The following is a 25949-nucleotide window of genomic DNA, read 5'->3' as shown; positions in this document are numbered from 1 at the left end:
AGTGAGGCCACTTTAAGACCACTAAACTAATAATCATTCCATACTTGCCGTCCTTAAAATGTATGCAAATGTTGGAATAAAAGTTTTCGGTAATTGTTTTAAAATTAATATTTCATGAAATATAGCTAAACGTGCTGTTATACTTGGCATGTCTAAAACCGAAATGGAAATTAAACTTCTAATATTGTTGCCTACAATCATCGATATTAAACTAAAGCTAGAATCGTCATCCTCTACCTTATTAAACTTTTGAAAAGAATTTAGCATTTTTATTGCATCTTCCGCTTTATGCTGGTAATTGTTTTTTACAAAGTCAGAGTGCTCATTAAGAACCGTATACATCATATCCACCAAATTTTGATCCTCCATAGTTTTCAATACTTCAGTATATTCATTGTCCATAACATTAATCAAGTTTGATCTGAAATCGACAGCTGAGAAATAGGCGCGATCCTTTTCGAGTCGCCTGTGAATTTTTCTGTCTATTTCTCTTTGATTTTGGAGAAAAATTGAAATAATTGTTTTTTGTTTAATTTGTGTTTTAGTCATAATAAAGATTTTTAATTTTTATTTTATACAATGACATTTTGAAAAGTTTAATTTTAATTGAAACTTTAACATTCAGAAGGTTTATAAAGCTATACACCAATTATCTGGAGAATGTTGCAGAAATAAATCGTCACGATAAAGTTCTTTGTCTGGTTGAAAAAAAGTAAAACTTGAGAAATAATATGAGAGGAATGTGCAAAATGAATTAAATGTTCATTTTTATACATTTTGAACATTACCTGAATTTCAGTTGGATTGGTACAGTAAGTCGTAAAATAATGTTCAAAATTATTCCGGGGTCTCATTTCTGAAGGTTATATTAGCCCGAAAACAGAGGTATGACGGGCTCTAAATACATTGATTACGATCGTGCATCTAATATTGGACGAAGGTTAATCAAACGTGAAGAAAACAAAAACTTTGGACTTCTAATAATATGCGGTATTAATTTAGGGATGCGAATTAGTGATCTTTTATCTTTAACCTTTGATCAACTTAAGTGTGAAACGTTTAAAATAACCGAAAAGAAAACGGGTAAATTGCGACAATTAAAGGTGAACGATCATATTCGAGATGCTCTCACTTTTTTTAAAGATGACTTAATTTATGAAATGGGTGGCCACGCTTTTACTTCTCAGAAAGGATCAGTTTTCTCCCCCCAGCATGTGAATAGACTTTTGAAGAAAAATCTTAAAGGAAATTTTTCTTCTCATAGTCTTCGAAAGTCATTTGGCCGACGTGTTTGGGACAATGATAATCAAAGTGAAAGATCCCTTATATATCTGAGTGAATTATTTAATCATTCGTCTACTCAAATAACACGTACATATCTTGGTATAAAGCAAGAAGAACTGAATGATATTTATATGAGCTTATGAACTCAATTGAAAAAATGACCCACTCCAGTATTCAAATATCCGCGATTTTGAGCTCTATTTACAACTATCCCAATGTATTAATTGAGCTTGAAAAAAAGTTAAAGCATTTTCAGGTTCATTCCTCATTTGTTGAGTTTACAATTCCAGAAATTACACCATACACCCTCAATGTCCACTTTCACAAATTCAGTAGATCAAAGAAGTACCGCAATATTTGGTATTGCAGATATTACATTTATACTCAGCCGGGGTGCTTGAGCTTCATCAATAAAGATCTAGATTATTCGCATTTTGATGAAACAGTATATAATAGGATTTGTGAAATTGCTAACATGGAGAATGTAATGATAAATATAAATAGTTGATAATGAAATACGCAAATAGAATCGATGAAATTATAACTCCCGTAGCCACAAATTATCCTCACATTTTAAATCAATTAGAAGCTAAAATGGAGGATGTTGTGTTATTAGAAATAGAAAAGAATGATCAGATATATAATTATCACTTCAAATGCTTTAAAAAAATTGAAAAAAATAGCTTTAATTACTTGTTTTATAAATATTCGCCGCAAAAAGGATATGAATTTTTGGAAGACAACGTGCAGTATGGCTACTTAATCAAATTGCTTTATATTGAGATTCAGACATTTTTGAAAATTTCCGAGGTCATGGAAGAAATCAATGAAAGATAAATCTTTCCCTCCTTATCATATTCTAATGAATAAAAATGTAATAGAGAGGTGATAAGCTTAAAACACTTCTATAATATTCTTTTTGTGCACTTTAAAAAAGCGCACAAAAAGAACCTTTTAATTAAATTAATCTATATTAAAATCATTTAACAAATTGAGCATAACGAAATAATGAGATTTTTTTATACTTTTTTTTACAATCTTTTTATGGAATCCTCGTAAGTATTCTTCTGTAGTTCTAATATCTTTATGACCTAACAAATCACGTATAAGATAGCTATCAGTACCTATTTCTAACTGATGCCGCGCAAATGAATGTCGCGCAGTATGACCAACAATATTGATTCCCGATTGCATATATTTGTCTAATGACTTAAGGCTCTCAACATAATAATTCTTACAGGTTTCAAACTTCGCCTTTTGTTTCTTATTAAGAATTTTTCTGGGAGCAAACGATTCATCATTATAAAGATGTTTATTTAATCCTTTTACGATAAATTCTGACGGGTCCTCTTGCTTCTTTTGCTTTATAAGTTGAAGTTGTTCTTTGTAAATTTTTTCATTCAAATTTTCCATGAAATTAACACTCATTTTATAAAATTTAGAACCAACATCAAGTTTACTAAACAAAAATTTATGACGAGATTGATGTCCATTATATGTCATGGAATATTCTTTTCCATCAAGCAAAAACTTATATTTTCGTTTATAATAAAAGTCATAGTATTTCTGAGGATTAATGAAGTAGCACATGTATCTGAGAAGATCTCTACTGACAAAAACAGTTAAAGGGTGTTTAGTTTTGAATTGCGAGAATTGTATAATAGCTTCAGATGAGTCAACCATAATATTCTTGTATCTAATGGTAAACAAATCACTTATTCTCAAGCCTTGTCCAAAAAATTGAACCAGAAATTTCATCCGAGTAATCTCATCAGGAGATTCTCGGGGTATATCAGCGTAAATTAAATCTTTTATATTGTTTATCGTCAAGAACTGTTTGCTTTTGACAGGCACCCCAATTTTTAAACCTTTAAAAGGATCCGTCACGTTTGTAATTAATCCAGCCTCAACTCCCCGATTATAAATAGTCTTTATATGTTTGAAATATTTATGAATGCTTGAAAGAGCTAGTTTTTGATCAATTAAAAAATTTTTTAAATCACTAATGAACCTCTTATTTACCTGTTCGAGCAGTAAATCCTCTTTATTTATTTCTTTTAAATAACGTTCCAGCATGAGGTAAGCGGACCGATAAGACTTTACGGTATCTCGACTTAAAGAACGATCGTAATTTATTATCTGATGGTGATAGTATGCCAGAAACGACTTCGAGATTAAGTTATTATCACTTATTGACAAGCAAGGAGTCTCCTCTAGCTCTTTTATCTCCTTTATCTTATCAGCGAGTAATTTATTCAATCTTACAGATTCGGGATGAGATTTTCTGATTTTATGTTTTCGACGGTTCCAAAATTTTTTGTGAATTTTTTCTCCAACATTGTGAATCGAAGACTTACGATTTAATGTCACTCTTACCCCCAAATATCCATATGAGTCTTGGGTTTTCTTTTTTCTAAAGCATGGTGTTACTGTCATTATATAATAATTATTTTTTTTGGTGTACAACATGTGTACAACTCATTTATCAGTTAATTAGTTAACTGTAATTGTTATACTATCATTAACTACAATTGTTTAACAATAAGAGTGTTAAAATTTTGAAGAATGTATTCGATTCCTGGAGGTACCACATAAACCCGAAACATCTGTTTCGGGTTTTTTGTTTTTTAAATCCTTATTTATAAAGCGTATTTTATTAAAGTTCCAAAAATCTAAATATCTTTATAGCTTCTGATATTAGAACCTGAAAAACATACCGTCTCGGCGCATTTATATGAAACAAGAAGACATCATCAAAGCCATTAATGAAAAGTATAAAGCCTTGGGTGAAAACCCAGACACCTACCTCAAAGGACTTTTACAAGCCAAACCCATAAATTATTGGGATTACATAGAGGTTGATACGCTGCTTTCTCTTCAAAAGCCTCGCACCGATTTTAAAGATGAAAAGATCTTCATCATGTACCACCAAGTTATTGAATTATTGCTTAAGATGGTTAGGCACGAAGTTATTCAGCTTTTTGAGATGGAGGATGTAGATGAAGATGTGTGGCTAGACAAATTTTCCCGCTTAAATCGGTATGTGCATATGCTCATCACTTCATTTGATATTATGAAAGATGGTATGAGTTATGAAGATTATAATATTTTTCGTTCTACATTAACTCCGGCCAGCGGATTTCAAAGTGCTCAATTTAGATATATAGAGATATATTGCACCAAACTAGAAAATTTAATTAATGAAGAAGGTAAAAAGCGACTTCCTGAAAATCCTTCAACCCAAGATTATTTTAAGCACATTTATTGGCGCGATGCCGGTTACAATCATAAAACAGGCGCCAAAACACTAACGCTACGCCAATTTGAAGAAAAGTATCTAGATTCATTTATTTCATTAGCAGAAAAAGTAAAAGGAAACACCCTTGAAGAAAAGTTTCTTGAGCTTAAAAATCCTTCCAAAGAGTTACAAGAAATCATCTTAACATTTGACAAACTCTATAATGTAGATTGGCCATTGGTACATTTAAATACTGCTAGGCATTATTTAGATAAAAAAGGAGAAAACAAAACTGCAACCGGAGGTTCAGAATGGAAAAAATACTTGCACCCCAAGTTTCAGCAACGTAAATTTTTCCCAACACTTTGGAAAGAGGAAACATCGTGAAAATTCAAATTAAACGAGTATATCTAGATGCAGCAAATCGTGATGGGCATCGTATTTTGGTAGACCGCCTCTGGCCTAGAGGCATCAGCAAAGAAAAAGCTAGGCTTGATGACTGGAATAAAGATATAGCACCCTCTTCAAAGTTGAGAACGTGGTTTGATCATAAAAAAGAACGCTTCCCCGAGTTTAAAGAAAAATATAAAAGCGAGCTTTCACAACACAAAGATGCACTCAAAGAGATTGCCGATATTGCAAAACGCAAACAGGTTACGTTACTATACGGCGCAAAAAATGAGGAGTACAATCAAGCAATTGTATTAAAAGAGTATCTAGAGAATACCTTTTAGACTACAATTTTGGCTTTAATTCGTTTTTCTGCCTTTCTTTTAATTGCAGTAAGACGCTTCATAATATCCATCAATTTTGCATCTTTCGTTTTTTTGTATCGCTCATTTAAGGCCAAAATTAATTTTTTTGCTTTTTTTGAAGCAACGATGCGGTCATTGGTAGATTTGAAACTTGTTGTTTCTTCTTCAAATTGTAAGGCTTCGTGTACTATATCCATAGTAATACTTTTTTGTTTTGTTAGCAATTTTTTAAAGAACTAAAAACAAGATAATTCTTGTTTAAAAAGTTGTCTCTTAAAAGGGCTAAATATAATAGCTTCTTACAGCTTAAAATAAATTTAAACAATACTTTAACACTGTAACTTAAGACTATAGATAATCAACTCATTTTTAAAAAAGGCTATTTTTGTATTGATAGTAATTATTAACGAAAGATAAAATTTATGGCTGCGCGTTTTTTTGTTATCATTTTGGTGTTTACGCTCTTTGTTTCTGAAAGTACTTTTTCACAAATTTTAAATGCAGAATCACTTCGAAAGGTTACAGATACTTCTGGGTTTTCAGGTTCGGCAAGTTTAGATTTTCAATTAAAAAGAAATAAAAATGATTTCTTTACTATATCCAGTAATATTCACGTTCAATACAAAATGAACAATCATCTGGTTTTACTCAAAAACGATGTAGATTTTCAGAAAATTGAAGGTGAAAAATTCAGTAATAGTTTAATATCACACCTTCGCTATAATTACAAAATCACTCCTACTCTAGCCTGGGAAGCATTTTTGCAAGGACAGTACAACAAGGTTAATCTTATAAATTTCAGGGGTTTGGCTGGTAGCGGCCCACGCTTTAAATTAACTCAATCTGAAAATTATAAATTTTATCTAGGAACATTACTCATGTATGAATATGAAGAGGTTCTGGATAACGTTACTCCTATACAAAGAGATGTAAGAGGCAGTTTTTATATATCATTTAGTCTATATCCTACTGAGCATATTTCAATTGTTAGCACAACATATTATCAACCAAAAATTGAACAAATAAAAGATTATCGTATCTCTAGTCAATCGTCCCTTGTTGTTGGTCTTTTTAAAAATTTTGCTTTAAAAACAAGTTATACTTTTACTTACGATGCATTTCCGGCCGTTGGAATACCCAATTCTCAATATGATTTTACCACCGGAATCGCCTACACATTTGACTAAGACATGAAAACTTTCGTAAGTTTATTGCGTAACAAGAGACTACTTAATTATATTTACTAAAACAAAACCAAAGAGGTTTATCTTTCGTAACTATACTAAATACCAACTACCATGGCAGATTACTATGATCCAAAAGATCTTCGCAAATTTGGAAAAATAACAGAATGGAGTGAAGAACTTGGTGAAAAATTTTTTGATTACTACGGAAAAGTCTTTGAAGAAGGCAAACTTACAGCTAGAGAAAAATCACTTATAGCATTGGCAGTAGCACATACAGAACAATGTCCCTATTGCATTGACGCATACACTAAAGACGCTTTACAACGCGGGGTAACCAAAGAAGAAATGATGGAAGCCATTCACGCAGGAGCTGCCATTAAAAGTGGAGCAACACTTGTACACGGTGTGATGATGATGAATAAAGTAAACAAACTTGACGGATAATTTATGACAAAACTTAAAACACAATCCCTTCATAAACGAAACAGCGAACTAGCTCAAGCCAATAAACAGTTAGAAAAATTATCTAACGGTATTTTTGCAAATGGCGAATTACCCACTTTTGCAAAAAAAATTGAAGAATCAGGGCAATTTCCCATGAAACCCAAAAAGCTAGAAATACTTCAAATTAATGTTGGGTACATGTGTAATCAAACGTGTGATCATTGCCACGTAGATGCCGGTCCAGACCGTAAAGAAATCATGACTTGGGAGACTATGGAGCAGTGCCTTGAAGTTATAAAAAACACCGGCGCTCATACACTAGACCTTACAGGTGGCGCCCCAGAAATGAACCCCAATTTTAGACGTTTTGTTGAAGAAGCTAGTAAAGCAGGAATTGAAGATTTTATAGTTCGAAGTAATCTCACTATCATCCGTGCCAATAAAAAATATTATGACTTACCTCAATTTTTCAAAAAACATAATGTACACGTCATAAGCTCTATGCCACACTGGACGCGTGGTAAAACAGATAAACAAAGAGGGGAAGGCGTTTTTGACATGTCAATTAAAGCATTACAAGAATTAAATGCCGTAGGTTATGGTATGCCCGATAGTGATCTGCGTTTAGATTTAGTTTACAATCCTAGTGGTGCCTTTTTACCAACAGATCAAGCAAATATGGAAAAAGATTTCAAAAAAGCTTTATTAGAAGATTTTGGCATCTATTTTCACAACTTGTTTGCGATTACCAATTTGCCTATTGCTCGGTTTTTAGACTTTTTAATTGCTTCAGAAAATTATGAAGACTACATGTATCAACTAGTTGACGCCTATAATCCTGCAGCTGTTAAAAATGTAATGTGTACCAATACCATATCAATTAGCTGGGATGGCTGGTTGTATGATTGCGATTTTAACCAAATGCTCGATTTAAAAGTGGATAGCAAGGTTAAGCATATTTCAGAATACAATGAAGACGTCTTAAACGACCGAAATATCATCATTTCTCAACATTGCTACGGTTGCACAGCCGGCGCAGGAAGTAGTTGTCAAGGCTCTGTAGCAGATTAACAATGACCCAATCAAAAACTGCCATATTAATATTTGCCCAATCTGCTCAACAGGAACAAGTTGCAAAACCTTTTTCTGAGTCAGGCACCTTATTTGGCCAGCTCAATAAACAAACACTCAGTAAGGTTAAAAAAACCAAACTCCCATTTTTTCATTTTTCTGAAAAGGAACAAGTAGGAAATACTTTTGGAGAGCGATATGTTAATGCTATACAAGCAGTTTTTAACAAGGGATTTAAAAACATCATCACCATTGGTAACGATACGCCGCACTTGCAAACAAGGCACATTGTTGAAACCAATAAAAAACTACAAAACAATCCGGTAGTTTTAGGACCTTCAAAAGACGGAGGTTACTATTTAATGGGATTACAAAAAACGCATTTTGACGCATCTCTGTTTTTAAAATTTCCTTGGCAAACAAGAGCTTTAAACCAAAGTTTTGCTATTGCGTTTGAAAACAAAAACACAAAAGTTACTTGGCTTGAAGTACTTACAGATATTGATTCTGTTTCAGATATTAGACACATTTTAGACAGTTTTAAAGTTCTCTCAATCAGCCTTAAAAAACTACTTTACAAACTAGTTCAATCTGAAAAAATTTTAGCACAATTTGCTTCTATTTTTTTTCAGAGATTATCTACACAAACACCTTTTAATAAAGGTTCTCCCTTTCTAGCTTCATAAATAAGTTTACGTATTCATAGTACGTTTACTCTTGCTGAATTTTTTTCGGCAACACAATTATCCTATTTACAAATCAACCTATTTTTATGAAGCAATTATACATAGGCTTGTTGTTTATAATTACCACTACAATAAGCTTTTCACAAACTTTGGTTACCGGCTCTGTCATTGATGCTAAGCAAGGCACAACCATACCTTTTGTAAATGTCGTTTCTAGCAATGGCGAAGCAACAACTACAGATGAAAATGGAAATTTCAAAATTGAAATTTCTTCAACAAAAGACATATTAACCGTTTCTTCTATTGGTTACATTACCAAATCTATTTCAGTAGGAAACCAATCAGAAATTAAGATTGTATTAGAAGAAGCCACTACCAGTCTCGATGAAGTAGTTGTCACTGCTCTAGGCCTTGAAAGAAAAACAAAAGAGCTGGGGTATTCTGTACAGTCCATAGAAGCAGAAGGAATAAGCGATGTAAAGGCTGTTAATTTTCTTGATAATTTAACGGGAAAACTAGCCGGGGTTACTATTTCACAGGGTGCCACAGGTGTAGGTTCATCTTCAAAAATCACTATTAGAGGTGAAGCCTCTTTTTCAAACAACAATCCTTTATTTGTTGTCGATGGTACACCTATTAACAATGAAACGGTATTTAATTTTACTAATGAAGCTGCAGCCGGATTTCAAGAAATTGACTTCGGAAACGGTGCTATGGAAGTAAATCCAGATGACATTGAATCTGTCACTGTACTTAAAGGGCCTAGTGCTGCTGCCTTGTATGGAACACGCGCCTCAAACGGAGTTATTGTTATTGAAACCAAAGATGGGAGTAAATCACAAGGAATGGGAATAAGTATTAACAGTTCGCTTTTTATAGAAACTCCATTCAAACTTCCTGAATTTCAAAATGAATATGGTCAAGGTAATGGAGGCCAATTTGAATATGTTGATGGTCTTGGTGGCGGAATTAACGACCTCATTAGTTATTCTTGGGGACCACGGCTAGATGTGGGTAATTTAATTCCTCAGTATGACAGCCCCGTGATTCTTCCCGACGGAACAGTAGTTCGCGGTGGTGACACTTCTTTATATAGTGGTTTACCTATTACTCCTACCCCTTTTGTTTCGCACCCTGACAATTTAAAAGATTTTTATCGCACAGGGATTACTACTATAAATAACGCATCGGTTTCAAATAGTTTTTCAACAGGAAACTATCGTTTATCATTTACCGATTTAAGAAGTGACGGTATTATACCCGGAGTTAATCTAGACAGACAGACCGTTGCTGCAAAACTTGGTTTTCAACCTACCAATAAAACTACTTTTAATGCCTCTGTAAGCTATGTGAATTCTGGTAGTGACAACCGTCCCTCAAATGGATATGGTAGTGAAAACGTAAATTATGCTTTGGTTGCTTGGGGTCCACGCTCATTAAATATTCAAAATATGCGTAATTATTGGCAACCCGGTCTAGAAGGAGTACAACAATACTCGTTTAACTATACGTATTTTGACAACCCTTATTTTACACTTCTTGAAAACAGAAACTCATTTAATCGCGATCGTGTCTTCGGAAATATTTCGGTAACACAAGACCTTACAGAACACCTGAGTATTTCTTTACGGTCTGGAATGGATTATTCTTCTGAAAAAAGGCAATTCAGACGTGCTTTTAGTAGCAATCGTTTCAAAAATGGCGGATATGCAGAACACGATGTCTTTTTTAGAGAAGTAAACACCGATTTTTTAGTTAATTATGACCACATCTTTGGAGATGTTTCGGTAGATGTTTCAGTAGGAGGCAATCGTCTAGACCAAACAGCTTCTACCAAACAATCGCAAACAGTAAACCTCGCTCAGCCGGGTATTTTTAATTTAAACAATGCCGCGTCACCCATTGAAGTATTTCAATTTGAAAGTAAAAAAAGAATCAATTCGTTCTACGGAATTGCCAAATTGGGATATAAAAATTATCTCTACCTAGATTTAACTGCCAGAAATGACTGGTCGAGTGCATTGGCAACACCTTTTTCTGTAGATGGTACTTCTTTCTTTTATCCTTCTGCTTCGGCAAGTTTTGTACTATCAAATGCTACAAAAGTACCCGACGTTTTTTCATTTGTAAAACTAAGAGCCAGTGTAGCACAAGTAGGTAATGATACGGCACCGTATCAAACATCTGGCGCATTTGTTTCGCAAACCCCTTATCTAGGTCAGCCAACATTTAGTGATCAAAATTTTATACCCAATCCAAACTTAAAGCCCGAACAAACTACGTCTTATGAATTTGGCGGAGACATCCGGTTATTTAACGATCGATTGCGTTTTGATGTAACGTATTATAATGCTGTAACCGAAGATCAAATAATTTCATTACCCATAGGTATTTCTTCAGGATACAACCAACAAGTAATCAATGGCGGAAAAGTGCGTACCCAAGGTGCAGAAATCATTGCTGGCATTACCCCTATTAAAAATGCCAACTTTAGCTGGAATACTCTGTTTAATTTCAGTACTAATAAAGCCGTAGTAGAAAATCTTCCGCAAAGTTACGGCCGCTTAACATTGGCATACAATAGAATTTATGACAGCGCCAATCAAACTGTTTGGTTTCAAGTTGAAGAAGGAGGCGAGCTAGGTGACATTTATGGAACCGGTTATACCAAAAATGAAAATGGAGATTTTATCATCGATGAAAACGGAAACTACATAGCAGATAATGAACTAAAGAAAATAGGTAATTATAATCCAGATTTTATGTTGGGGTGGAATAATGATTTTCAGTATAAAAATTGGAACCTCAACTTTTTATTTGATTGGCGACAAGGAGGTGAACTAGTTTCAAGAACACGAGCTCTAGCAACTGTTGGTGGTCAACTAGCTGAAACTACACCACGCCCTGAAGAAGGTATTGTAGCCAATGGTGTTGTGAATGTTGGCACGCAAGACAATCCAGAATATGTACCTAACACAACTGCAATTTCAGCAGAGAGTTATTACCGCCAGTTTTATGATCGTAACCACGAAGAGAACAACGTTTATGATGCCTCTTATTTAAAATTAAGACAGGTTTCTATTGGTTATACATTTAAACTCAATAACGGTTTTTTAGGATTAGAAGAAGGCGGTAAAGTAAGTTTTACACTTATTGGCAGAAATCTATTTGCGTTTTCAGAAATACCCCATTTTGATCCAGAACAATTGGCCGTGCAAGGTAACGGCTTTGTAAGCGGTGTTGAAGATATGAGCTACGCTACTAGCAGAAGCATCGGTTTTAAAGCCGGAATTAATTTTTAAGATGATAATTATGAAACATACAGTCTATATATTCAGTTGCATCATATTGCTTTTTACAAGCGGATGCACCAAAGATTTTGAAGAAATCAATACAAACCCAAATGCTCCAAACTCAGTACAACCCTCCTTATTGTTGCGACAAGTTATCTATGACTATGGTGAACAAATGAGTTATGAAGGTTTTGTAGCGGGCGATTTATTGTCACAGCACCGTACAGCACTCGATTTTAATTTATTCGATCGTCACGCTTTAAAATCACCACAACTAGGTGGAAATCCTTGGCCTATTTTTTATACCAACTTACGTGACAATCAAATTATCATTGAGCAATCACAAACCGTAGAAACCTTTTCGGTGTATGAAGGACCCGCTTTAATTTTAAAAGCTTACATGACAGCAGGACTTACTGATTTGTTTGGTGACGTTCCCTATTCTGAAGCGTTTAATGGGGTTGACGGTACTGTAACACCAAAGTATGATAAACAAGAAGATATTTATTTAGCCGAAGGAGGAATTATCGATAACCTCAACAAAGGAATAGCAGCCATTCAACGCTATGAAGATGTTATTCCGCTAGAAGGTGATATTCTTTTCAACGGAAATTTAGAAAGTTGGATCACTTTTGCCAATTCATTAAAAATTAAACAACTACTTCGTATTTCAGAAAAAAGAGATGTTTCGGCTCAATTGCAGACCATTTATAACCAAGGAAATTATATTAAAACGAATGATCAAAATGCAATTTTCAATTTTACCAATACAGATCCTAATAGCTTTCGGTTAGCACAATTAAGGATTGGCGATTTCAATAATTTTGTTCTTTCAGAAACCATGGAAGAAGTTTTAAAAACCCTGGAAGACAATCGCATAGGACAGTTTTTTCGTCCGTTTGAAAATTCAGAAACTAATGAGTACAATGGATTGATTAACGGAATTGATGCTTCAAACACTTCTATTGAATTGGCAAACTTTTCCTTGGCAGGAACTGCTTTTAGAGAAGACACCTCAACACTAGACGCCAATTTTTTAACAGCTTGGGAAACCTATTTTAATCTAGCCGAGGCTGCACAAAAAGGTCTTATTGCTGCAGATGCGCAGAGTTTGTATGAAACCGGAATACAGTTGGCGTTTGATTATTGGCAAACCGAAATACCTTCAAATTACTTGACAGGCCCCGCAGCTTACAATGCTTCGGGATCGACACCGCTTCAGCAAATTATTACACAAAAATGGATTGCAAATATTATTAATGGTTATGAAGGATGGATAGAATGGCGCCGAACCGGTTTTCCTGAATTTAAACCTGTAGCAGCAAGTTTAAACAATGGTGTAATTCCTGTAAGAATGCCCTATCCTGCTGAAGAAGAAGCTTTAAATGCAGAAAATTATGAGCAAGCCGCTGAGGCAACGAATGGAAATAGTATTAATGTTCCCGTTTGGTGGGATGAATAATAATATGTAAATGAATGTTTCAATCTGGCAATGGGGTTTAATAATAGCTTCTAGTTTAATTCTGTTTTTGTTATCGCCTTTAGCCAAAACACCTAATCAGTTTTTTAAGGCAACGCATCGCCAAAAAGCTCCTTCTGCTTTTTGGCTTATGGGTAGTTTAATTATCTCCTGGATTTTTGCCAAAAGCATTACCAATGCAGCAAACTTGGGATTAGAGTTTGGCATTGTAGGTGGCATTGCCTATGCAGGGTATTATCTATCGTTTGCGGTCGCCGGAGTTTTAATATACCAACTAAGAGTACAAGGAGGCTTTAAAAGTATTCATGATTTTTTGACAAACCGATTTGGAAAAGGAGCTATGGCGCTTTTTTCAATATTGATTGCTATTAGACTTTTTAATGAAGTGTGGAGCAACACCATTGTTATAGGTACTTATTTTGGCGATCAAGGAAGTACCCCATATTACTGGGCAATTTTAGTATTTACAATACTCACTCTTGCATATGCTATTAAAGGAGGATTGAGCAGTTCTATTTTTACAGATGTGATTCAAATGGGGCTTTTTGCTGTATTGCTTATCATTATTTTGGGCGCTATTTTTTCTTCGGAAGATTTTACCGTAAATGAAGTGGTTACATCAGGTAGTTGGAGTTTTGATTTGGGATTAAACTTATTTTTTGCAGCAATCATACAATCGTTTAGCTATCCTTTTCACGATCCAGTTTTAACAGACAGGGCTTTTATAAGTTCTCCAAAAATTACCAGAAAGAGCTTTTTATGGGCCAGTTTAATAGGAGCTATCTGTATAATATTATTTAGTATTATCGGTATCTACGCACAATCACAAGGAATGAAAGGTCAAGCGGCGGTTGAAGTAGGTAAAGCATTTGGGATTGTCATATTATTGGTTATTAACTTTATTATGATTACTTCTGCGGCTTCTACCCTAGATTCAACCTTTTCGTCTTTTTCAAAATTACTTGCGGTAGATTTAAAAATGGGAGCAAACCTCACCTTTGGTAGAGCAGCTATGGTAGGTATTGCAGTTTTAGGAACTATTCCAGTTTTTTTGGATGCTGAAATACTATCGGCAACTACCATATCAGGAACTATGGTTATTGGACTCACTCCTATTTTTATATTTTGGAAACTTCCGGCCCCTAAGGTAAGCTTTTATCTAAGTGTTGTCTGTGGGTTGATTTTTGGTTTTTTATTGGTTTTTGAAGTATTTCCGAAGCAATTCATCTTTACTGAAGGAAAATATGCTGAACTTCTTTGGATAAATATTTGGGGCGTTTTAAGCTGTATCATTTTATATATATCACCTATATGGATAAAAAAATTGAATCTATAACTATACAAGGAAATATTCTGCTTTTTGGTGGCGTATATAGCAATTTACAAGCTCTTGAAAAGCTAAAACGTATTGCTGAACAAAACAATATACCTGCAGAAAACTGCATCTGTACCGGAGACATTGTTGGGTACTGTGCTCAACCGGAAGAAACCGTACAATTGTTTAAGCTTTGGGGCGCCAGAAGTATTGCCGGTAATGTAGAAATACAACTTAAAAATGGTGCTGAAGATTGTGGTTGCGACTTTAAAAAAGGATCTCGTTGTGATAGCTTTTCTCAACTGTGGTACCCATTTGCACAAAGTAAACTTTCCAAAAGCTCATTAAAATTTATTTCAAATTTGCCAGATCATATACAGTTTCAGTATGCTAATAAAAGTGTAACCGTTGTTCATGGTGATTGGTTTAACGTTTCAGAATTTATTTTTAAATCTACTCCTTGGCATCGCAAACAAACTACTTTTGATGCTAGCAAAAGTGACATTATTATTGCCGGCCATTGTGGATTACCTTTTAAACAACATCACGCCGAAACTAAAAATCTTTGGATAAACCCAGGAGTAATAGGCATGCCTGCAAATGACGGAACCCCCGATGTTTGGTATGCTATTTTAAGCCAGAAAAATGACACCATTGTTGTTAACCATTTTTCTATGAGTTATAATCATAAATTGACAAGCTCATTGATGCAAAATAGTTTGCTTCCGCAAGAATACGCAAGAACGATTATTACCGGTATTTGGGACAACACTGAAATTTTGCCACCTGTAGAAAGTGGTTTACAAGGCTTTGGAATTGAACCCTAAATTATAACAACTAAACACTCAAAACCTTCGTAAATAAGGTTAACATTATGTACTTTTAAAGTTGAAACCAATATGAAATACGTTCTTTATTTATTCTTTTTTTTAGTATCGTTTACGAGTGTTGCGCAACGCACATTACAAGACGTTTTACAACAATATAACACCCGTAGCATCCCTTATATTTCTGTTGAAGAGTTACGCATGTTACAAATGAATGATTCTGTGGTTATTCTAGATGCCAGAGAAAAAGAGGAGTTTGACGTAAGCCATTTGAAATCTGCAAAATTTGTTGGATTTTCAACCTTTTCAGAAGAAAACATTTCAGAAATACTAAGCGATAAAAACACGCCTATTGTAGTGTACTGCTCCTTGGGGATACGTTCAGAGAAAATCGCTGAAAAGCTTAAAAAAGAAGGATATACCAATGTAGAAAATCTCTACGGAGGCATTTTTGAGTGGAAAAACAAAGAATATCCCATCGTTGATAAAGAAGAGAAAAAAACGGATAGTATTCACGGTTTTTCAAAAAATTGGAGCAAATGGCTTCACAACGGAATTATAATTTTTAATTAAAACCTATGGGTTTATTTACAAAAAACAATGTTGGCGGCGATGAAGACTTGGCCAAAGATTTTCATTTTCCTACTTCAAAAAAAGCATTACTAATTTTTACAAGAAATCCTGAACTGGGAAAGGTAAAAACTCGATTAGCCACCAGTGTTGGTGATGAGTCTGCTTTAAAAATATATACCTTTCTTTTACAACACACTGCAGAAATAACAGCACCTGTAGATGCAGATAAATTTGTTTTTTACAGCGAGGCCATTCATAAAGATGATACGTGGAGTAATGATGTATACAGTAAAAAATTACAACAGGGCGACGACCTAGGAATACGAATGTACAACGCTTTTACCGAAATCTTTTCCCTAGGGTATGATCAAGCAATTATTATAGGAAGTGATATGTATGATTTAAATTCAAGAGATTTAAACAGCGCTTTTTCAGCACTTAAAGACCACGATTATGTAATAGGACCTGCCGAAGACGGCGGTTATTATTTGTTGGGAATGAAACAGCCTAATCAAGCTCTTTTCAGTAAAAAGGAATGGGGAAAAGATTCTGTATTGCAGGCTACTCTTGAGGATTTAAAAAATGAAAGCGTTAAAAAACTTGAAGAAAGAAATGATGTTGATTTTTATGGAGACATTAAAGATATTGAAGCCTTTCAAGAATTTTTACCCGATTATTTAGACACCGATTTTTAAAAAACAAAATACTTATGCTAAAATCTATAAGAGAAACCGCCAATTACTTAAAAGAAAAGGGTTTTGACACCCCTGAGATAGGAATTATCTTAGGAACCGGTTTGGGCAAACTTCTAGAAAATGTAGAAATTCAAAGTGAAGTAAGCTATAATCACATTCCCAATTTTCCAACTGCTACAGTAGAATTTCATAAAGGAAAACTCATTTTTGGAATGCTTGGCGGAAAAAAAGTAGTGATTATGCAAGGTCGTTTTCATATTTATGAAGGCTACTCGTTGCAAGATGTAACATTCCCTGTTCGGGTTATGAATGAACTAGGTATAAAACATCTTTTAATAAGTAATGCTTCCGGAGCGGTAAACCTTACTTTTAAAAAAGGTGAAATCATGTTGATTGATGACCACATTAATTTACAAGGAAGTTCGCCCTTAGCCATCCGCGGAATTGAAAAAATGGGTGAACGTTTTGTTGATATGAGCGCTCCGTATGATCCCAAAATGAATTCGTTGCTTGAAGAAATAGCTTCAGAAAAAAACATAACAATACATAAAGGTGTTTATGCTAGTGTAGTAGGCCCACAATTAGAAACGCGAGCTGAGTATCGATATTTGAAAATTATTGGAGCCGATGCTGTGGGTATGAGTACAGTACCAGAAATTATTGTTGCTAATCATTTAGGACTTCCGGTTTCTGCTTTATCTGTATTGACAGATGAATGTGATCCAGATAACTTAAAACCTGTAGATATTTCAGATATTTTGGCAATGGCAGCAAAAGCTGAACCTAATATGATCACCCTTTTTACTGAATTGATAAAAAGGTTATAGCATCAAAACGATTGCATAAAATCTTCTTTAAAAACTATTTTAAGTTTTGAAACAACCTCCTCTGCGTTTTCTTTACTGAATACCATTGGAGGTTTTATTTTTAATACGTTATAATCTGGACCGTCTGTACTCATTAACACTCCCAAAGTTTTCATTCTATCTGAAAGATACGCAGCATGTTCCGGTAGGGGTTTTTTATTTGAAGTAGTTAACTCAAAACCTAAAAAAAGTCCTTCGCCTCTTACATTTCCAATGATAGAAAATTCTTTTTGAAGCTCAAGCAACTCAGATTTTAGATAGTTGCCTATTTCAAAAGCATTTGCTTGTAAGTTTTCTTCTTCTATTACTTGCAATACAGTACGGCCAATAGCACACGAGACGGGGTTGCCACCAAAAGTATTGAAGAACTCCATTCCTGTATTAAATTTTTCCGCCACTTCTTTGGTACAAGCTACAACTGCCAATGGATGACCATTTCCGGCAGGTTTTCCCATTGTAACAATATCGGGTATTACATCAAATAACTCAAAAGCCCAAAATGTTTTCCCCATTCTTCCGAAACCTGTTTGCACTTCATCTGCAATACAGATTCCACCAACACTACGAACAGATTTATACACTTCTTTAAAATAGTTTTTTGGCGGTACAATTTGTCCGCCGCAACTAATCATAGATTCGCCAATAAAAGCAGCAATGCTTCGGTTTTGTTTTTTTAACTCTTCAATGGTTTTTGAAGCATATTCGGAGTAAGCCAAACCACAATTATCTCCTGTATGTTTGCCTCTAAAAGAATCTGGTAAAGGCAAAATATGAGTGTGTTGGGGTTTTGCAAACCCACCTTTTCCGTCAAACTTATATGAGCTTACATCCATCACAGCATTGGTATTACCGTGATATCCGGTTTCTATGGCAAGAATGTCTTTTTGATTTGTACTTGTTTTTGCCATTCGTAATGCGAGTTCATTAGCCTCGCTACCTGAGTTTACAAAATGCAGCACTGAAAGCTCTTTAGGCAGTTTTTTTAATAGTGCTTTGGCGTATTTTATAATTTCAGAATGTAAATAACGTGTATTGGTATTAAGCACAGCCATCTGCTGCTGTCCGGCAGTAACAACTTTGGGATGTTGGTGCCCTACGTGATTAACATTATTGGCTGTATCAATATATTTTTTACCATCAGAATCTATTAAGTAAACACCTTCTCCCCTTACAATGTTTAAAGGAGTAGTGTATGAAAGGCTTAATCCTTTTCCTAAATGATCGTTACGGAACGATATTATTTCTTGATTGGTATAGTTTTCAAGTATATTTTGAGTTTTTTCAGTAAAAAGGAGTCCGGGGTTTTGGCAAATGCTTTTCCAAACATTTTTTTCAGTAGGAAATGCTACGCCAGGAAAATTTTCGGTATTACCTAATAAATCAAGCATTACTTGAAAATGAAGGTGTGGTGTCCAAATTCCATTTTCAGAAGCATCTCCTATGTAGCCTATTAAATCACCTTTTTTTACTTCTTGACCTATAGTTGTAAGCGTTAATGATGACAATGTTAAATGCCCATAGAGTGTGTAAAATTGACCTGCTTCAAATTGGTGCTCCAAAACCAACAACGGCCCGTAATCTTTTAAATAATCGTTATGATGTAATATTACTACTTTTCCGTCATAGGCAGCGTGAAGTGGTGTTTTGGCATCTACCCAAAAATCGGTTCCCAGATGCACGGTACGATATTGCGGACCGTTATTTCCGTCCATCATAAAGGCTTTTGTGGTATAGAAAGGTCGGGTTTCTAAATACCCGTTTGCCAAAATACTTTTGGGGTATTTCTTTTCAATTTGTTTTAGTTTGTATTCAGTAATATCGGTATCGCTATACTCTTCTTTGTTTCCCAGCCACGTGCTACCAATACTCATATCTACATTTACTACATTTTGTATTTCAATTGTTGGGAAAAGCGTGTTAAGCGAAATTTTATTTTCTTGCACCCATTCTTGAAACTGATGCTCTTTTGGGTGAGGTGTGTATCCACATGCATTTCGGAAGGTATACAACACAAAGTTTTCATAGGTTCCGTACCAGTGTTTTAGCAACTGCCACGCATCGTGCTCACTAATGAAGTGGTATACATTTTTTGAAACATCTGCTCTACGCAAGGCTGCTTTTGTTACAGTAGTGACAAGACGCATGCCTACAAGTGTGTAAAGGCATTCCAGTTCTTTTTCTGACAGCATATATTCTGTATGGTAGCCTTTAACAACTTCAACAGCAGCTGCAAGCGGATCTGGTGTATTCATGATAGCATATGCAATAGCAATGGCAAGATCATTAACGGTTTGTGTGTAAACAGCATCACCAAAATCAATAATACCGGTAACTTCTGGGTTTTTTAAATTTTCTGAAACCAGTACGTTATAATCATTAAGATCATTGTGCACGACACTTTTAGGGAGTGATTGATAGCTAGGTTGCAGTTCTAAAAATCGTTTCTGAAAAAAGGAAACCATATCCTTTTCAATATCCTTGAAAAGGTCGGTATATTTTTTGGTCCAAAGAGAATCGGTTAAATTCCAATCAAAACTTCGATGCGCTTCTTGATGGTCAAAATCTTGTAGGGCCTTGGTAAGCGCTCCAGCCTTTTTTCCTAAGCTAAAACGCAAGGTAGAAGTTCTAGGGTTAACGTTTGCCCAAAGACGCCCCGGCAACCAGGTTAATACACGAACTGTTTTTAATTCTCCCGTAGTTTGTACAAAAGTTTCTGCTTCTTGATGGATGTTGTGATAAATCTCAGGAAGGTTTACAGAGGCTTTTTTAGTTGCAATATGATTTAAAAGTGCTGTTTGAAACTTTAAAAAATCAATGGCGGTATCTTGAGCCGAAACTTTTAATAAATAATGTGTACCGTTTTTGGTAGTAAGTTTAAAATTTTCATCTTCATCACCTTGTAAGGGAGTAGCTTGTACATTAAGATTATAATACTCAAGAGCTATTTGAGAAGCAGTTTCGGTAGTCATTTTTGTATTACATTTGACTAACAATATTACTGAAATTTAACTTCAATCTAAAAGTTATAGTATCAAGAAATTGCTATAAAACACCTTTCTGTTTTTTGTAAAACGCATCGGCTTGCAATTGCATAAGCTCTCTGGCTTTTTTGCGTTTATAATCATATAATTCTTGTTCTTCAGCAATATCTGCATACACTTTATTGTTTATCTCTCGATCTGTTGACACCAACACTTCTCTTTGTGCTTTTTGCTGACTTACCCAAGATTTTGAGGCGCTCTCTTGTTCTTCTAGTTTTAAGTCATATGCTCCTTTTGGTGATAATAATTTAGCTATTATTGGTGATGTTTCAATAGCTAGGAAGAGTAAGAAAATAAAAAATGATGGTAACCACGGTAATTTATCTAAAGCATTAACACGAGCCATTAAACCATCAAAGCCGTCAATTACAGGTTGTGTTTCTGTAACTTTGGTTTGATACTCGCTTGAAAGGGTTGCTATTTGATTTTCTAGGTTGGTAATTTTTTCGGCATTTGTAGTACGCAAGTCTTGTAACGCAGCTAACTCGGCATCGTGTTTTTCGCGTTTCTCTTTGTATACCGGTCCTTTACCTACTAGTTCGGTTCCTTTTCTGCCTTCAGCTTCGGCGATATAAGTTTCATAAAGTGTATTTACTTCAGTCTCTTTATTGGTCACTTCATTTTTGAGTGCATCTATTTCAGCGTTTAAAGCTTCAATTGTAGGTGTGTATTGTAAGGCCAATTGATCCTTATTGGCTAACGTCATATCGTTTTTTTCTTCAAGAAGGACTTGATTAATTTCCTTTTCAAAGATTTTCATTTCGAGGGGTTTTGAAATAACTATCGCTATAATAACAGCCAAAAGAATTCGAGGTGAAGCTTGAATCAATTCATCAAAGAAGTTATCTCTTTTTTTGATAGTTGAAACAATAAATCGATCAAGGTTAAAAATAAGTAAGCCCCAAATAATTCCGAAGAAAATAGCTGTAAACAAGTTATCAAACACGGTATAGAGCGCGTATGAACCTGCGACAGCAGCCATCACAGCCGTAAAAAAAACAGTAGCTCCAATGCCTGCATACTTGGTGCGTTCACCCGGTGAACATTCTGATAAAATGGCCGTATCAGCGCCCGAACAGAAAATAAAAAAACGTTGTAACATAAGTTGATTAATTTTGATTGACAGACTATTAGAACGTCAGTTTTGGTTAATTGTTACAAAAAAAGGTCTAGAATTTTCTAGACCTTTTAAATACCGTACTACCTTTTTGTTTAACAACCGTTCAACTGTACTTTTGGATATTTGCTCACATCAATAGATGCCTCCTTATTTTTTTTTACCATTTTAACAGCTTCATCTGCACTATACTCGTGTGGTCCTATGTAAAATGTAGCTCCTTTTTCTGCCAATTCTTTAATGTATTCTACAAGATTAGAATTTGGTTTTGGAGGTGGTGGTGGCGGGTATATTGCACTAGCAGCTACCTTTGGTGCCGGAGGTGGCGGCGGGATATTTGCCTTGCTGTCACTCTCGCCTTTCTTAGTCTTTTTTGGTGGTTTAGGCACATCTGGAGCAGGTGGTGGTGGTGGAATTAATAACGTTGCACCTTTTTTATATCTAGCATAGTCTGTTTTTTGAAACTCAACTTCTAGTTTTTTCAAATATTCTTTACTTGCACTTGCTATGAGTATAGAAGGTACTGCTCGTTCAAAATCATCTTTATCCCAATCTTCAGTAACAGCATTCAGGTCATCTTTAAAAGTTTTGATACTTGATTTTTTCCCATTAATAGTTACACTATTGATGTTGATCATTAGTACAAAAGTTTTTTCATTGTTTTTTATTGCCCCTTCTAGATATTCTTGAGCATAGGTATCATATCTTCCTATTTTGTTTTCCAAATAACACTCCGGAAAAGGTTGAGCATTTTCCTTTTGTTCATTGGTCATACGCTTGTAAACAGACTCTAAAACCTCAAGATCTTTAACAGGTATCTTCCGGTCTTCAATAGCTATAGCATTGTACTTTTTTGCCAGTGTGTTATACGCTTTAAGTTGTTGTTTTGTCGCTTTTTCTTTGTTATCAGTTTCAAATTGAGTGACAGGCACTTCTTTTACAACTGTTTGTTTACTGCTAAAACCATATAGCATTAATACAACTAACGGCAGTAATACTAGACTTCTAAGCCAAAAAGACTTTTTTGATGTTTGTGTTTTCATAACTGTAAATCGTTTTTTGAATGATGAATAATTGATTGAATGTGCCAAAGATGGCGTGGTAGCATGTGATGAGTATGCTAATAATAATTTTTGATAGGTTGAGGTTTGCGTTCCTTTGTTTAATACTGCTCTATCGGCTAAAAATTCGTGGTTTAATTGAATACTTTTTTTCAGAAAAACAAATAGAGGATTGAACCAAAAAACCACGTGAAGCAATTCTACAAAAATAATATCTACGCTATGCTTTTGTTGAGCGTGAGCTTGTTCATGCAATAAAACTTCTTTAGGAATTTGATTTGACTCATACTTTGTTTTATTTAAAAATATGTAGCTGAAAAATGTATGTGGTGTGATTTTTTTCTGAATCAAGACGTGAAAGAAACTATTTTTCTTCACAATGGAATTATGTTTTATTTTTTTCAGAATTGCAAAAAGGTTTTTTCCAAACCGAAAAGCAAAAAACACCACTCCTGCTCCATACAAAATCCAGAGAATTAAAGGCCAAAAAGTATTTGAAGCAGTAGCAACCGAATGGTCAATAGTAGTTGTATGAACCCCAACCAATTCATTCGTGGTTTGTGGCACCTCAACATAATGAGTAAATGTCACAAGCGGAATTAAAAAGGAAAGTAAAATTCCTGCTAGTAAATAAAATCGTTTAAATGTGTGCGCACTTGTATTTTCTAACAAAAGCTTGTAAAACCCAAAGAAAATAAACAGACACGCTACAGTTTTTAATACATACCACTCCATATTATTTTTCTTTTAATTGTTGGTCTATTATTTTTTTTAAGTCTTCCAATTCTGCTTTGCTAAGGTCTGTCTCTTGTGTAAAAAATGAAGCAAATTGAGAAGCGCTATCATTAAAGAAGTTTTTAATCATTCCGTTTACTTGTTTTGAAAAGTAATCCTTCTTTTTTACCAATGGAAAATATTCTCTAGAACGGCCCTTTTTATTATAATCCACAAAGTTTTTTTCTTGCATACGCTTTAAAAGTGTTGCAACTGTTGTTGGAGCCGGTTTTGGCTCTGGATATGCATTGATTAAGTCTTTCATAAATGCTTTCTTCTGTTTCCACAAAAGTTGCATAAGTTGCTCTTCAGAATTTGATAATGCCATACCTCTAAAAATTATTAACTCTACAAATGTAGAATAAATATTTAATTCTACAAACATAGAACTAGTTTTTTTCAGAAAAATACTAATTCGCTACCTGAAGAATTAAAGTATCTTTACACCCAAAATAAAAAGTATGAGTCTAGAACGTGATCTATTTAAACGAGCAAACAGCAGTTGTGAACTATGCAGTGCTGGTGAAAACCTAAATGTGTATTCGGTTCCAGATTCTCCAAAAGACGGTATTGACGCCAGTATTTTAATTTGCTCAATTTGTAAAGCGCAAATTGAAGATGAGACCAAACGTGATCCAAATCACTGGCGTTGTTTAAATGACAGTATGTGGAGTACCACTCCGGCAGTACAAGTAATGGCTTGGCGCATGCTTCAACGATTAAAACACGAAGGTTGGCCTCAAGATTTACTAGATATGATGTATATGGAAGACGACACAAGAGAATGGGCAAAAGCTTCGGGTGACGGTGTAGACAGAAGCAATGCTATAATTCATCGAGACAGCAATGGCAATGTTCTAGAAGCAGGTGATTCGGTCGTTTTAATTAAAGACTTAAAGGTAAAAGGGAGCAGTATGGTTGCCAAGCAAGGCACGGCTGTTCGTAGGATATCACTAGATCACGAAAATGAAAAATACATTGAAGGCAAAGTAGACGGACAACAAATAGTTATTATTACAGACTTTGTAAAAAAAATGTAATCTGAAAGAAGCTTAGCTTATAATTTATGAAGGGTTTGTAATTTCATTAGGAAAATTTAATGAAAATTCCTGCTACTTTTAGCGTATGGTAATAAAACAACCCGATGTAAAGAAAGTATTAGAAGACCCTACCCACGCCGCAAAGCTGGCAGACTTGGTATATATTACTGAAAACAAACTTACCATACAAAGACACCGTCACGGTCGCGGTTTCTATTACACTGAACACGGAAAAAAGATAAAAAGTAAATCTGCCATTAAGCGGTTTAAAAGTCTTGTTATACCGCCCGCTTGGAATGAGGTATTTATCACTCCGTTAGAAAATGGTCACTTACAAGTTGTAGGCAGAGACGAAAAAAACAGAAAACAATACAGATATCACCCGCATTGGTCTCAGATAAGAAATAAAACCAAATTTTTTAAAATGAGAGCGTTTGGGAAGTCATTACCCAAGATAAGAAAACAAGTAGAAGATGACTTAAAACTTCCAATAATGACCAAGCGCAAATGTCTAGCCGTTGTTTTGCATTTGATGGAAGAAACTCACATTAGAATAGGCAATTCCTACTATGCAAATACCAATAAAACGTATGGATTATCTACTATGCGCACCAAACACCTTGAAGTATTAGAAAATAAGCTTTTATTTCAGTTTACCGGTAAAAAAGGAAAAAAGCATAAAATAGTCATTAAGGATAAAAAGATGCAAGATTTGGTTTTGCAATGCGAAGAAATACCGGGTTGGGAATTGTTTCAATACTATGATGAAGACGGAAACCATCACAGCATTGACAGCGGAATGGTCAATGATTACATTCGTGATATTAGTGGCGATATATTTTCGGCAAAAGATTTTAGAACTTGGGCTGCAACCAAAATTTTCTTTGAAACGCTTTATAACATTGGTGTTGAAGAAAACAAATCTCAAAACAAGAAAAATATTTTGGAAGCCTATGACGCAGCTGCAGAAGGATTAGGTAACACGCGTGCCGTATGTAGAAAATATTATGTTCACCCAGTTTTAGTTGAAAAATATGAAGACGGGAGCATACAAAGTTACTTTGACAAATTGGATACAATAAAGAATAAACCCAAGCTACTTTCTACTACTGAAACTGTATTATTGGATCTTTTAAATGAGTACGAAGTACGGCTAAATTAAAAACTGCACCCAGAAATCAAGGTGCAGCTTTGATACTATT

General features: G+C 34.7%; 24 protein-coding genes. 17 read left to right on the top strand and 7 right to left on the bottom strand.

Features of this window, described 5'->3' with window-relative positions:
- Positions 1-33: 33 nt before the first annotated feature.
- Entirely contained in the window at positions 34-549 is a 516-nt protein-coding gene (locus tag INR76_RS06395; RefSeq protein WP_223109825.1) for a hypothetical protein, read from the bottom strand.
- A gap of 338 nt (positions 550-887) precedes the next feature.
- Between INR76_RS06395 and INR76_RS06390 the strand changes: the two genes are divergently transcribed.
- Together INR76_RS06390 and INR76_RS06385 are read left to right on the top strand one after the other, a co-directional pair.
- Positions 888-1427 (top strand): tyrosine-type recombinase/integrase, encoded by a 540-nt coding sequence (locus INR76_RS06390; protein WP_223109824.1) that lies wholly within the window; start codon positions 888-890, stop codon positions 1425-1427.
- 367 nt (positions 1428-1794) lie between these two features.
- Positions 1795-2121 carry a hypothetical protein gene (locus tag INR76_RS06385; protein WP_223109823.1) on the top strand — a complete coding sequence of 109 codons (327 nt, stop codon included), beginning with the start codon at positions 1795-1797 and terminating at the stop codon, positions 2119-2121.
- 126 nt (positions 2122-2247) lie between these two features.
- Here the strand turns inward: INR76_RS06385 and INR76_RS06380 are convergent, their stop codons facing one another.
- Positions 2248-3720, bottom strand: coding sequence for a phage integrase SAM-like domain-containing protein (locus tag INR76_RS06380; protein WP_223109822.1), 1473 nt, complete (start codon positions 3718-3720; stop codon positions 2248-2250).
- 298 nt (positions 3721-4018) lie between these two features.
- Between INR76_RS06380 and INR76_RS06375 the strand changes: the two genes are divergently transcribed.
- Together INR76_RS06375 and INR76_RS06370 are read left to right on the top strand one after the other, a co-directional pair.
- On the top strand, positions 4019-4909 hold the full coding sequence (locus INR76_RS06375) for a tryptophan 2,3-dioxygenase family protein (RefSeq protein ID WP_223109821.1): 891 nt from the start codon (positions 4019-4021) through the stop codon (positions 4907-4909).
- The gene (locus tag INR76_RS06370) at positions 4906-5256 is read left to right on the top strand and encodes a DUF488 domain-containing protein (RefSeq protein WP_370632432.1); all 351 of its coding nucleotides are present in this window, start codon (positions 4906-4908) and stop codon (positions 5254-5256) included. The genes INR76_RS06375 and INR76_RS06370 overlap by 4 nt, the downstream gene beginning before the upstream one ends.
- Here INR76_RS06370 and INR76_RS06365 read toward each other — a convergent pair.
- Positions 5253-5474, bottom strand: a complete 222-nt coding sequence (locus tag INR76_RS06365) for a hypothetical protein (protein WP_223109820.1) — start codon at positions 5472-5474, stop codon at positions 5253-5255. The genes INR76_RS06370 and INR76_RS06365 overlap by 4 nt on opposite strands.
- 225 nt (positions 5475-5699) lie before the next feature.
- Here INR76_RS06365 and INR76_RS06360 point away from each other — a divergent pair, with 225 nt between their 5' ends.
- The 11 genes from INR76_RS06360 to INR76_RS06310 all read left to right on the top strand — a co-directional run bounded on the left by INR76_RS06360 (position 5700) and on the right by INR76_RS06310 (position 17675).
- The gene (locus INR76_RS06360; RefSeq protein ID WP_223109819.1) at positions 5700-6464 is read left to right on the top strand and encodes a DUF481 domain-containing protein; all 765 of its coding nucleotides are present in this window, start codon (positions 5700-5702) and stop codon (positions 6462-6464) included.
- Positions 6465-6575: 111 nt separating this feature from the next.
- On the top strand, positions 6576-6908 hold the full coding sequence (locus INR76_RS06355; RefSeq protein WP_116693075.1) for an arsenosugar biosynthesis-associated peroxidase-like protein: 333 nt from the start codon (positions 6576-6578) through the stop codon (positions 6906-6908).
- A gap of 3 nt (positions 6909-6911) precedes the next feature.
- Positions 6912-7979 carry an arsenosugar biosynthesis radical SAM (seleno)protein ArsS gene (arsS, locus tag INR76_RS06350; protein ID WP_223109818.1) on the top strand — a complete coding sequence of 356 codons (1068 nt, stop codon included), beginning with the start codon at positions 6912-6914 and terminating at the stop codon, positions 7977-7979.
- Positions 7980-7981: 2 nt separating this feature from the next.
- Positions 7982-8665 carry a DUF2064 domain-containing protein gene (locus INR76_RS06345; RefSeq protein ID WP_223109817.1) on the top strand — a complete coding sequence of 228 codons (684 nt, stop codon included), beginning with the start codon at positions 7982-7984 and terminating at the stop codon, positions 8663-8665.
- An 86-nt stretch (positions 8666-8751) separates the two neighbouring features.
- Positions 8752-11967: a SusC/RagA family TonB-linked outer membrane protein gene (locus INR76_RS06340; RefSeq protein ID WP_223109816.1), complete on the top strand. Its 3216-nt coding sequence runs from the start codon at positions 8752-8754 to the stop codon at positions 11965-11967.
- Positions 11968-11977: 10 nt separating this feature from the next.
- Complete coding sequence (locus tag INR76_RS06335) at positions 11978-13420, top strand: SusD/RagB family nutrient-binding outer membrane lipoprotein (protein ID WP_223109815.1); 1443 nt, start codon at positions 11978-11980, stop codon at positions 13418-13420.
- Positions 13421-13430: 10 nt separating this feature from the next.
- Positions 13431-14774, top strand: a complete 1344-nt coding sequence (locus tag INR76_RS06330; RefSeq protein WP_223109814.1) for a sodium:solute symporter — start codon at positions 13431-13433, stop codon at positions 14772-14774.
- Positions 14750-15580, top strand: coding sequence for a metallophosphoesterase (locus INR76_RS06325; protein ID WP_223109813.1), 831 nt, complete (start codon positions 14750-14752; stop codon positions 15578-15580). The genes INR76_RS06330 and INR76_RS06325 overlap by 25 nt, the downstream gene beginning before the upstream one ends.
- Positions 15581-15652: 72 nt before the next feature.
- Positions 15653-16153: a rhodanese-like domain-containing protein gene (locus INR76_RS06320; protein WP_223109812.1), complete on the top strand. Its 501-nt coding sequence runs from the start codon at positions 15653-15655 to the stop codon at positions 16151-16153.
- 5 nt (positions 16154-16158) lie between these two features.
- On the top strand, positions 16159-16848 hold the full coding sequence (locus INR76_RS06315; protein WP_223109811.1) for a TIGR04282 family arsenosugar biosynthesis glycosyltransferase: 690 nt from the start codon (positions 16159-16161) through the stop codon (positions 16846-16848).
- A 14-nt stretch (positions 16849-16862) separates the two neighbouring features.
- On the top strand, positions 16863-17675 hold the full coding sequence (locus INR76_RS06310) for a purine-nucleoside phosphorylase (RefSeq protein WP_223109810.1): 813 nt from the start codon (positions 16863-16865) through the stop codon (positions 17673-17675).
- A gap of 2 nt (positions 17676-17677) precedes the next feature.
- On the opposite strand, the gene INR76_RS06305 is transcribed toward INR76_RS06310, so the two are convergent.
- The 4 genes from INR76_RS06305 to INR76_RS06290 all read right to left on the bottom strand — a co-directional run bounded on the left by INR76_RS06305 (position 17678) and on the right by INR76_RS06290 (position 24035).
- Positions 17678-20683, bottom strand: coding sequence for an aminotransferase class III-fold pyridoxal phosphate-dependent enzyme (locus tag INR76_RS06305; protein WP_223109809.1), 3006 nt, complete (start codon positions 20681-20683; stop codon positions 17678-17680).
- Positions 20684-20756: 73 nt separating this feature from the next.
- Entirely contained in the window at positions 20757-21857 is a 1101-nt protein-coding gene (locus INR76_RS06300; protein ID WP_223109808.1) for a DUF4407 domain-containing protein, read from the bottom strand.
- A gap of 110 nt (positions 21858-21967) precedes the next feature.
- Positions 21968-23668, bottom strand: a complete 1701-nt coding sequence (locus INR76_RS06295; protein ID WP_223109807.1) for a M56 family metallopeptidase — start codon at positions 23666-23668, stop codon at positions 21968-21970.
- Between the two features lies 1 nt (position 23669).
- On the bottom strand, positions 23670-24035 hold the full coding sequence (locus tag INR76_RS06290; protein WP_223109974.1) for a BlaI/MecI/CopY family transcriptional regulator: 366 nt from the start codon (positions 24033-24035) through the stop codon (positions 23670-23672).
- Positions 24036-24168: 133 nt separating this feature from the next.
- On the opposite strand from INR76_RS06290, the gene INR76_RS06285 reads away from it, so the two are divergent.
- Together INR76_RS06285 and INR76_RS06280 are read left to right on the top strand one after the other, a co-directional pair.
- Positions 24169-24747, top strand: coding sequence for an alkylphosphonate utilization protein (locus INR76_RS06285; protein WP_223109806.1), 579 nt, complete (start codon positions 24169-24171; stop codon positions 24745-24747).
- Positions 24748-24832: 85 nt separating this feature from the next.
- Entirely contained in the window at positions 24833-25909 is a 1077-nt protein-coding gene (locus INR76_RS06280; RefSeq protein WP_223109805.1) for a DNA topoisomerase IB, read from the top strand.
- The last annotated feature ends 40 nt before the right edge of the window (positions 25910-25949 follow it).

Origin of the sequence: Marixanthomonas sp. SCSIO 43207 (genome assembly GCF_019904255.1) — a bacterium.
Classification (GTDB): domain Bacteria; phylum Bacteroidota; class Bacteroidia; order Flavobacteriales; family Flavobacteriaceae; genus Marixanthomonas.
This window is presented reverse-complemented; position numbering and strand designations above follow the sequence as displayed.

Excerpts from the sequence above, each read along its gene's own strand:
- INR76_RS06355 (WP_116693075.1), top strand. The coding sequence starts at position 6,576 with ATGGCAGATTACTATGATCCAAAAGATCTTCGCAAATTTGGAAAAATA.
- INR76_RS06390 (WP_223109824.1), top strand. The coding sequence starts at position 888 with ATGACGGGCTCTAAATACATTGATTACGATCGTGCATCTAATATTGGA.
- INR76_RS06335 (WP_223109815.1), top strand. The coding sequence starts at position 11,978 with ATGAAACATACAGTCTATATATTCAGTTGCATCATATTGCTTTTTACA.
- INR76_RS06290 (WP_223109974.1), bottom strand. The coding sequence starts at position 24,035 with ATGGCATTATCAAATTCTGAAGAGCAACTTATGCAACTTTTGTGGAAA.
- INR76_RS06310 (WP_223109810.1), top strand. The coding sequence starts at position 16,863 with ATGCTAAAATCTATAAGAGAAACCGCCAATTACTTAAAAGAAAAGGGT.
- INR76_RS06340 (WP_223109816.1), top strand. The coding sequence starts at position 8,752 with ATGAAGCAATTATACATAGGCTTGTTGTTTATAATTACCACTACAATA.
- INR76_RS06365 (WP_223109820.1), bottom strand. The coding sequence starts at position 5,474 with ATGGATATAGTACACGAAGCCTTACAATTTGAAGAAGAAACAACAAGT.
- INR76_RS06385 (WP_223109823.1), top strand. The coding sequence starts at position 1,795 with ATGAAATACGCAAATAGAATCGATGAAATTATAACTCCCGTAGCCACA.
- INR76_RS06360 (WP_223109819.1), top strand. The coding sequence starts at position 5,700 with ATGGCTGCGCGTTTTTTTGTTATCATTTTGGTGTTTACGCTCTTTGTT.
- INR76_RS06380 (WP_223109822.1), bottom strand. The coding sequence starts at position 3,720 with ATGACAGTAACACCATGCTTTAGAAAAAAGAAAACCCAAGACTCATAT.
- INR76_RS06395 (WP_223109825.1), bottom strand. The coding sequence starts at position 549 with ATGACTAAAACACAAATTAAACAAAAAACAATTATTTCAATTTTTCTC.
- arsS (WP_223109818.1), top strand. The coding sequence starts at position 6,912 with ATGACAAAACTTAAAACACAATCCCTTCATAAACGAAACAGCGAACTA.
- INR76_RS06300 (WP_223109808.1), bottom strand. The coding sequence starts at position 21,857 with ATGTTACAACGTTTTTTTATTTTCTGTTCGGGCGCTGATACGGCCATT.
- INR76_RS06325 (WP_223109813.1), top strand. The coding sequence starts at position 14,750 with ATGGATAAAAAAATTGAATCTATAACTATACAAGGAAATATTCTGCTT.
- INR76_RS06280 (WP_223109805.1), top strand. The coding sequence starts at position 24,833 with ATGGTAATAAAACAACCCGATGTAAAGAAAGTATTAGAAGACCCTACC.
- INR76_RS06330 (WP_223109814.1), top strand. The coding sequence starts at position 13,431 with ATGAATGTTTCAATCTGGCAATGGGGTTTAATAATAGCTTCTAGTTTA.
- INR76_RS06305 (WP_223109809.1), bottom strand. The coding sequence starts at position 20,683 with ATGACTACCGAAACTGCTTCTCAAATAGCTCTTGAGTATTATAATCTT.
- INR76_RS06295 (WP_223109807.1), bottom strand. The coding sequence starts at position 23,668 with ATGGAGTGGTATGTATTAAAAACTGTAGCGTGTCTGTTTATTTTCTTT.
- INR76_RS06315 (WP_223109811.1), top strand. The coding sequence starts at position 16,159 with ATGGGTTTATTTACAAAAAACAATGTTGGCGGCGATGAAGACTTGGCC.
- INR76_RS06285 (WP_223109806.1), top strand. The coding sequence starts at position 24,169 with ATGAGTCTAGAACGTGATCTATTTAAACGAGCAAACAGCAGTTGTGAA.
- INR76_RS06375 (WP_223109821.1), top strand. The coding sequence starts at position 4,019 with ATGAAACAAGAAGACATCATCAAAGCCATTAATGAAAAGTATAAAGCC.
- INR76_RS06345 (WP_223109817.1), top strand. The coding sequence starts at position 7,982 with ATGACCCAATCAAAAACTGCCATATTAATATTTGCCCAATCTGCTCAA.
- INR76_RS06320 (WP_223109812.1), top strand. The coding sequence starts at position 15,653 with ATGAAATACGTTCTTTATTTATTCTTTTTTTTAGTATCGTTTACGAGT.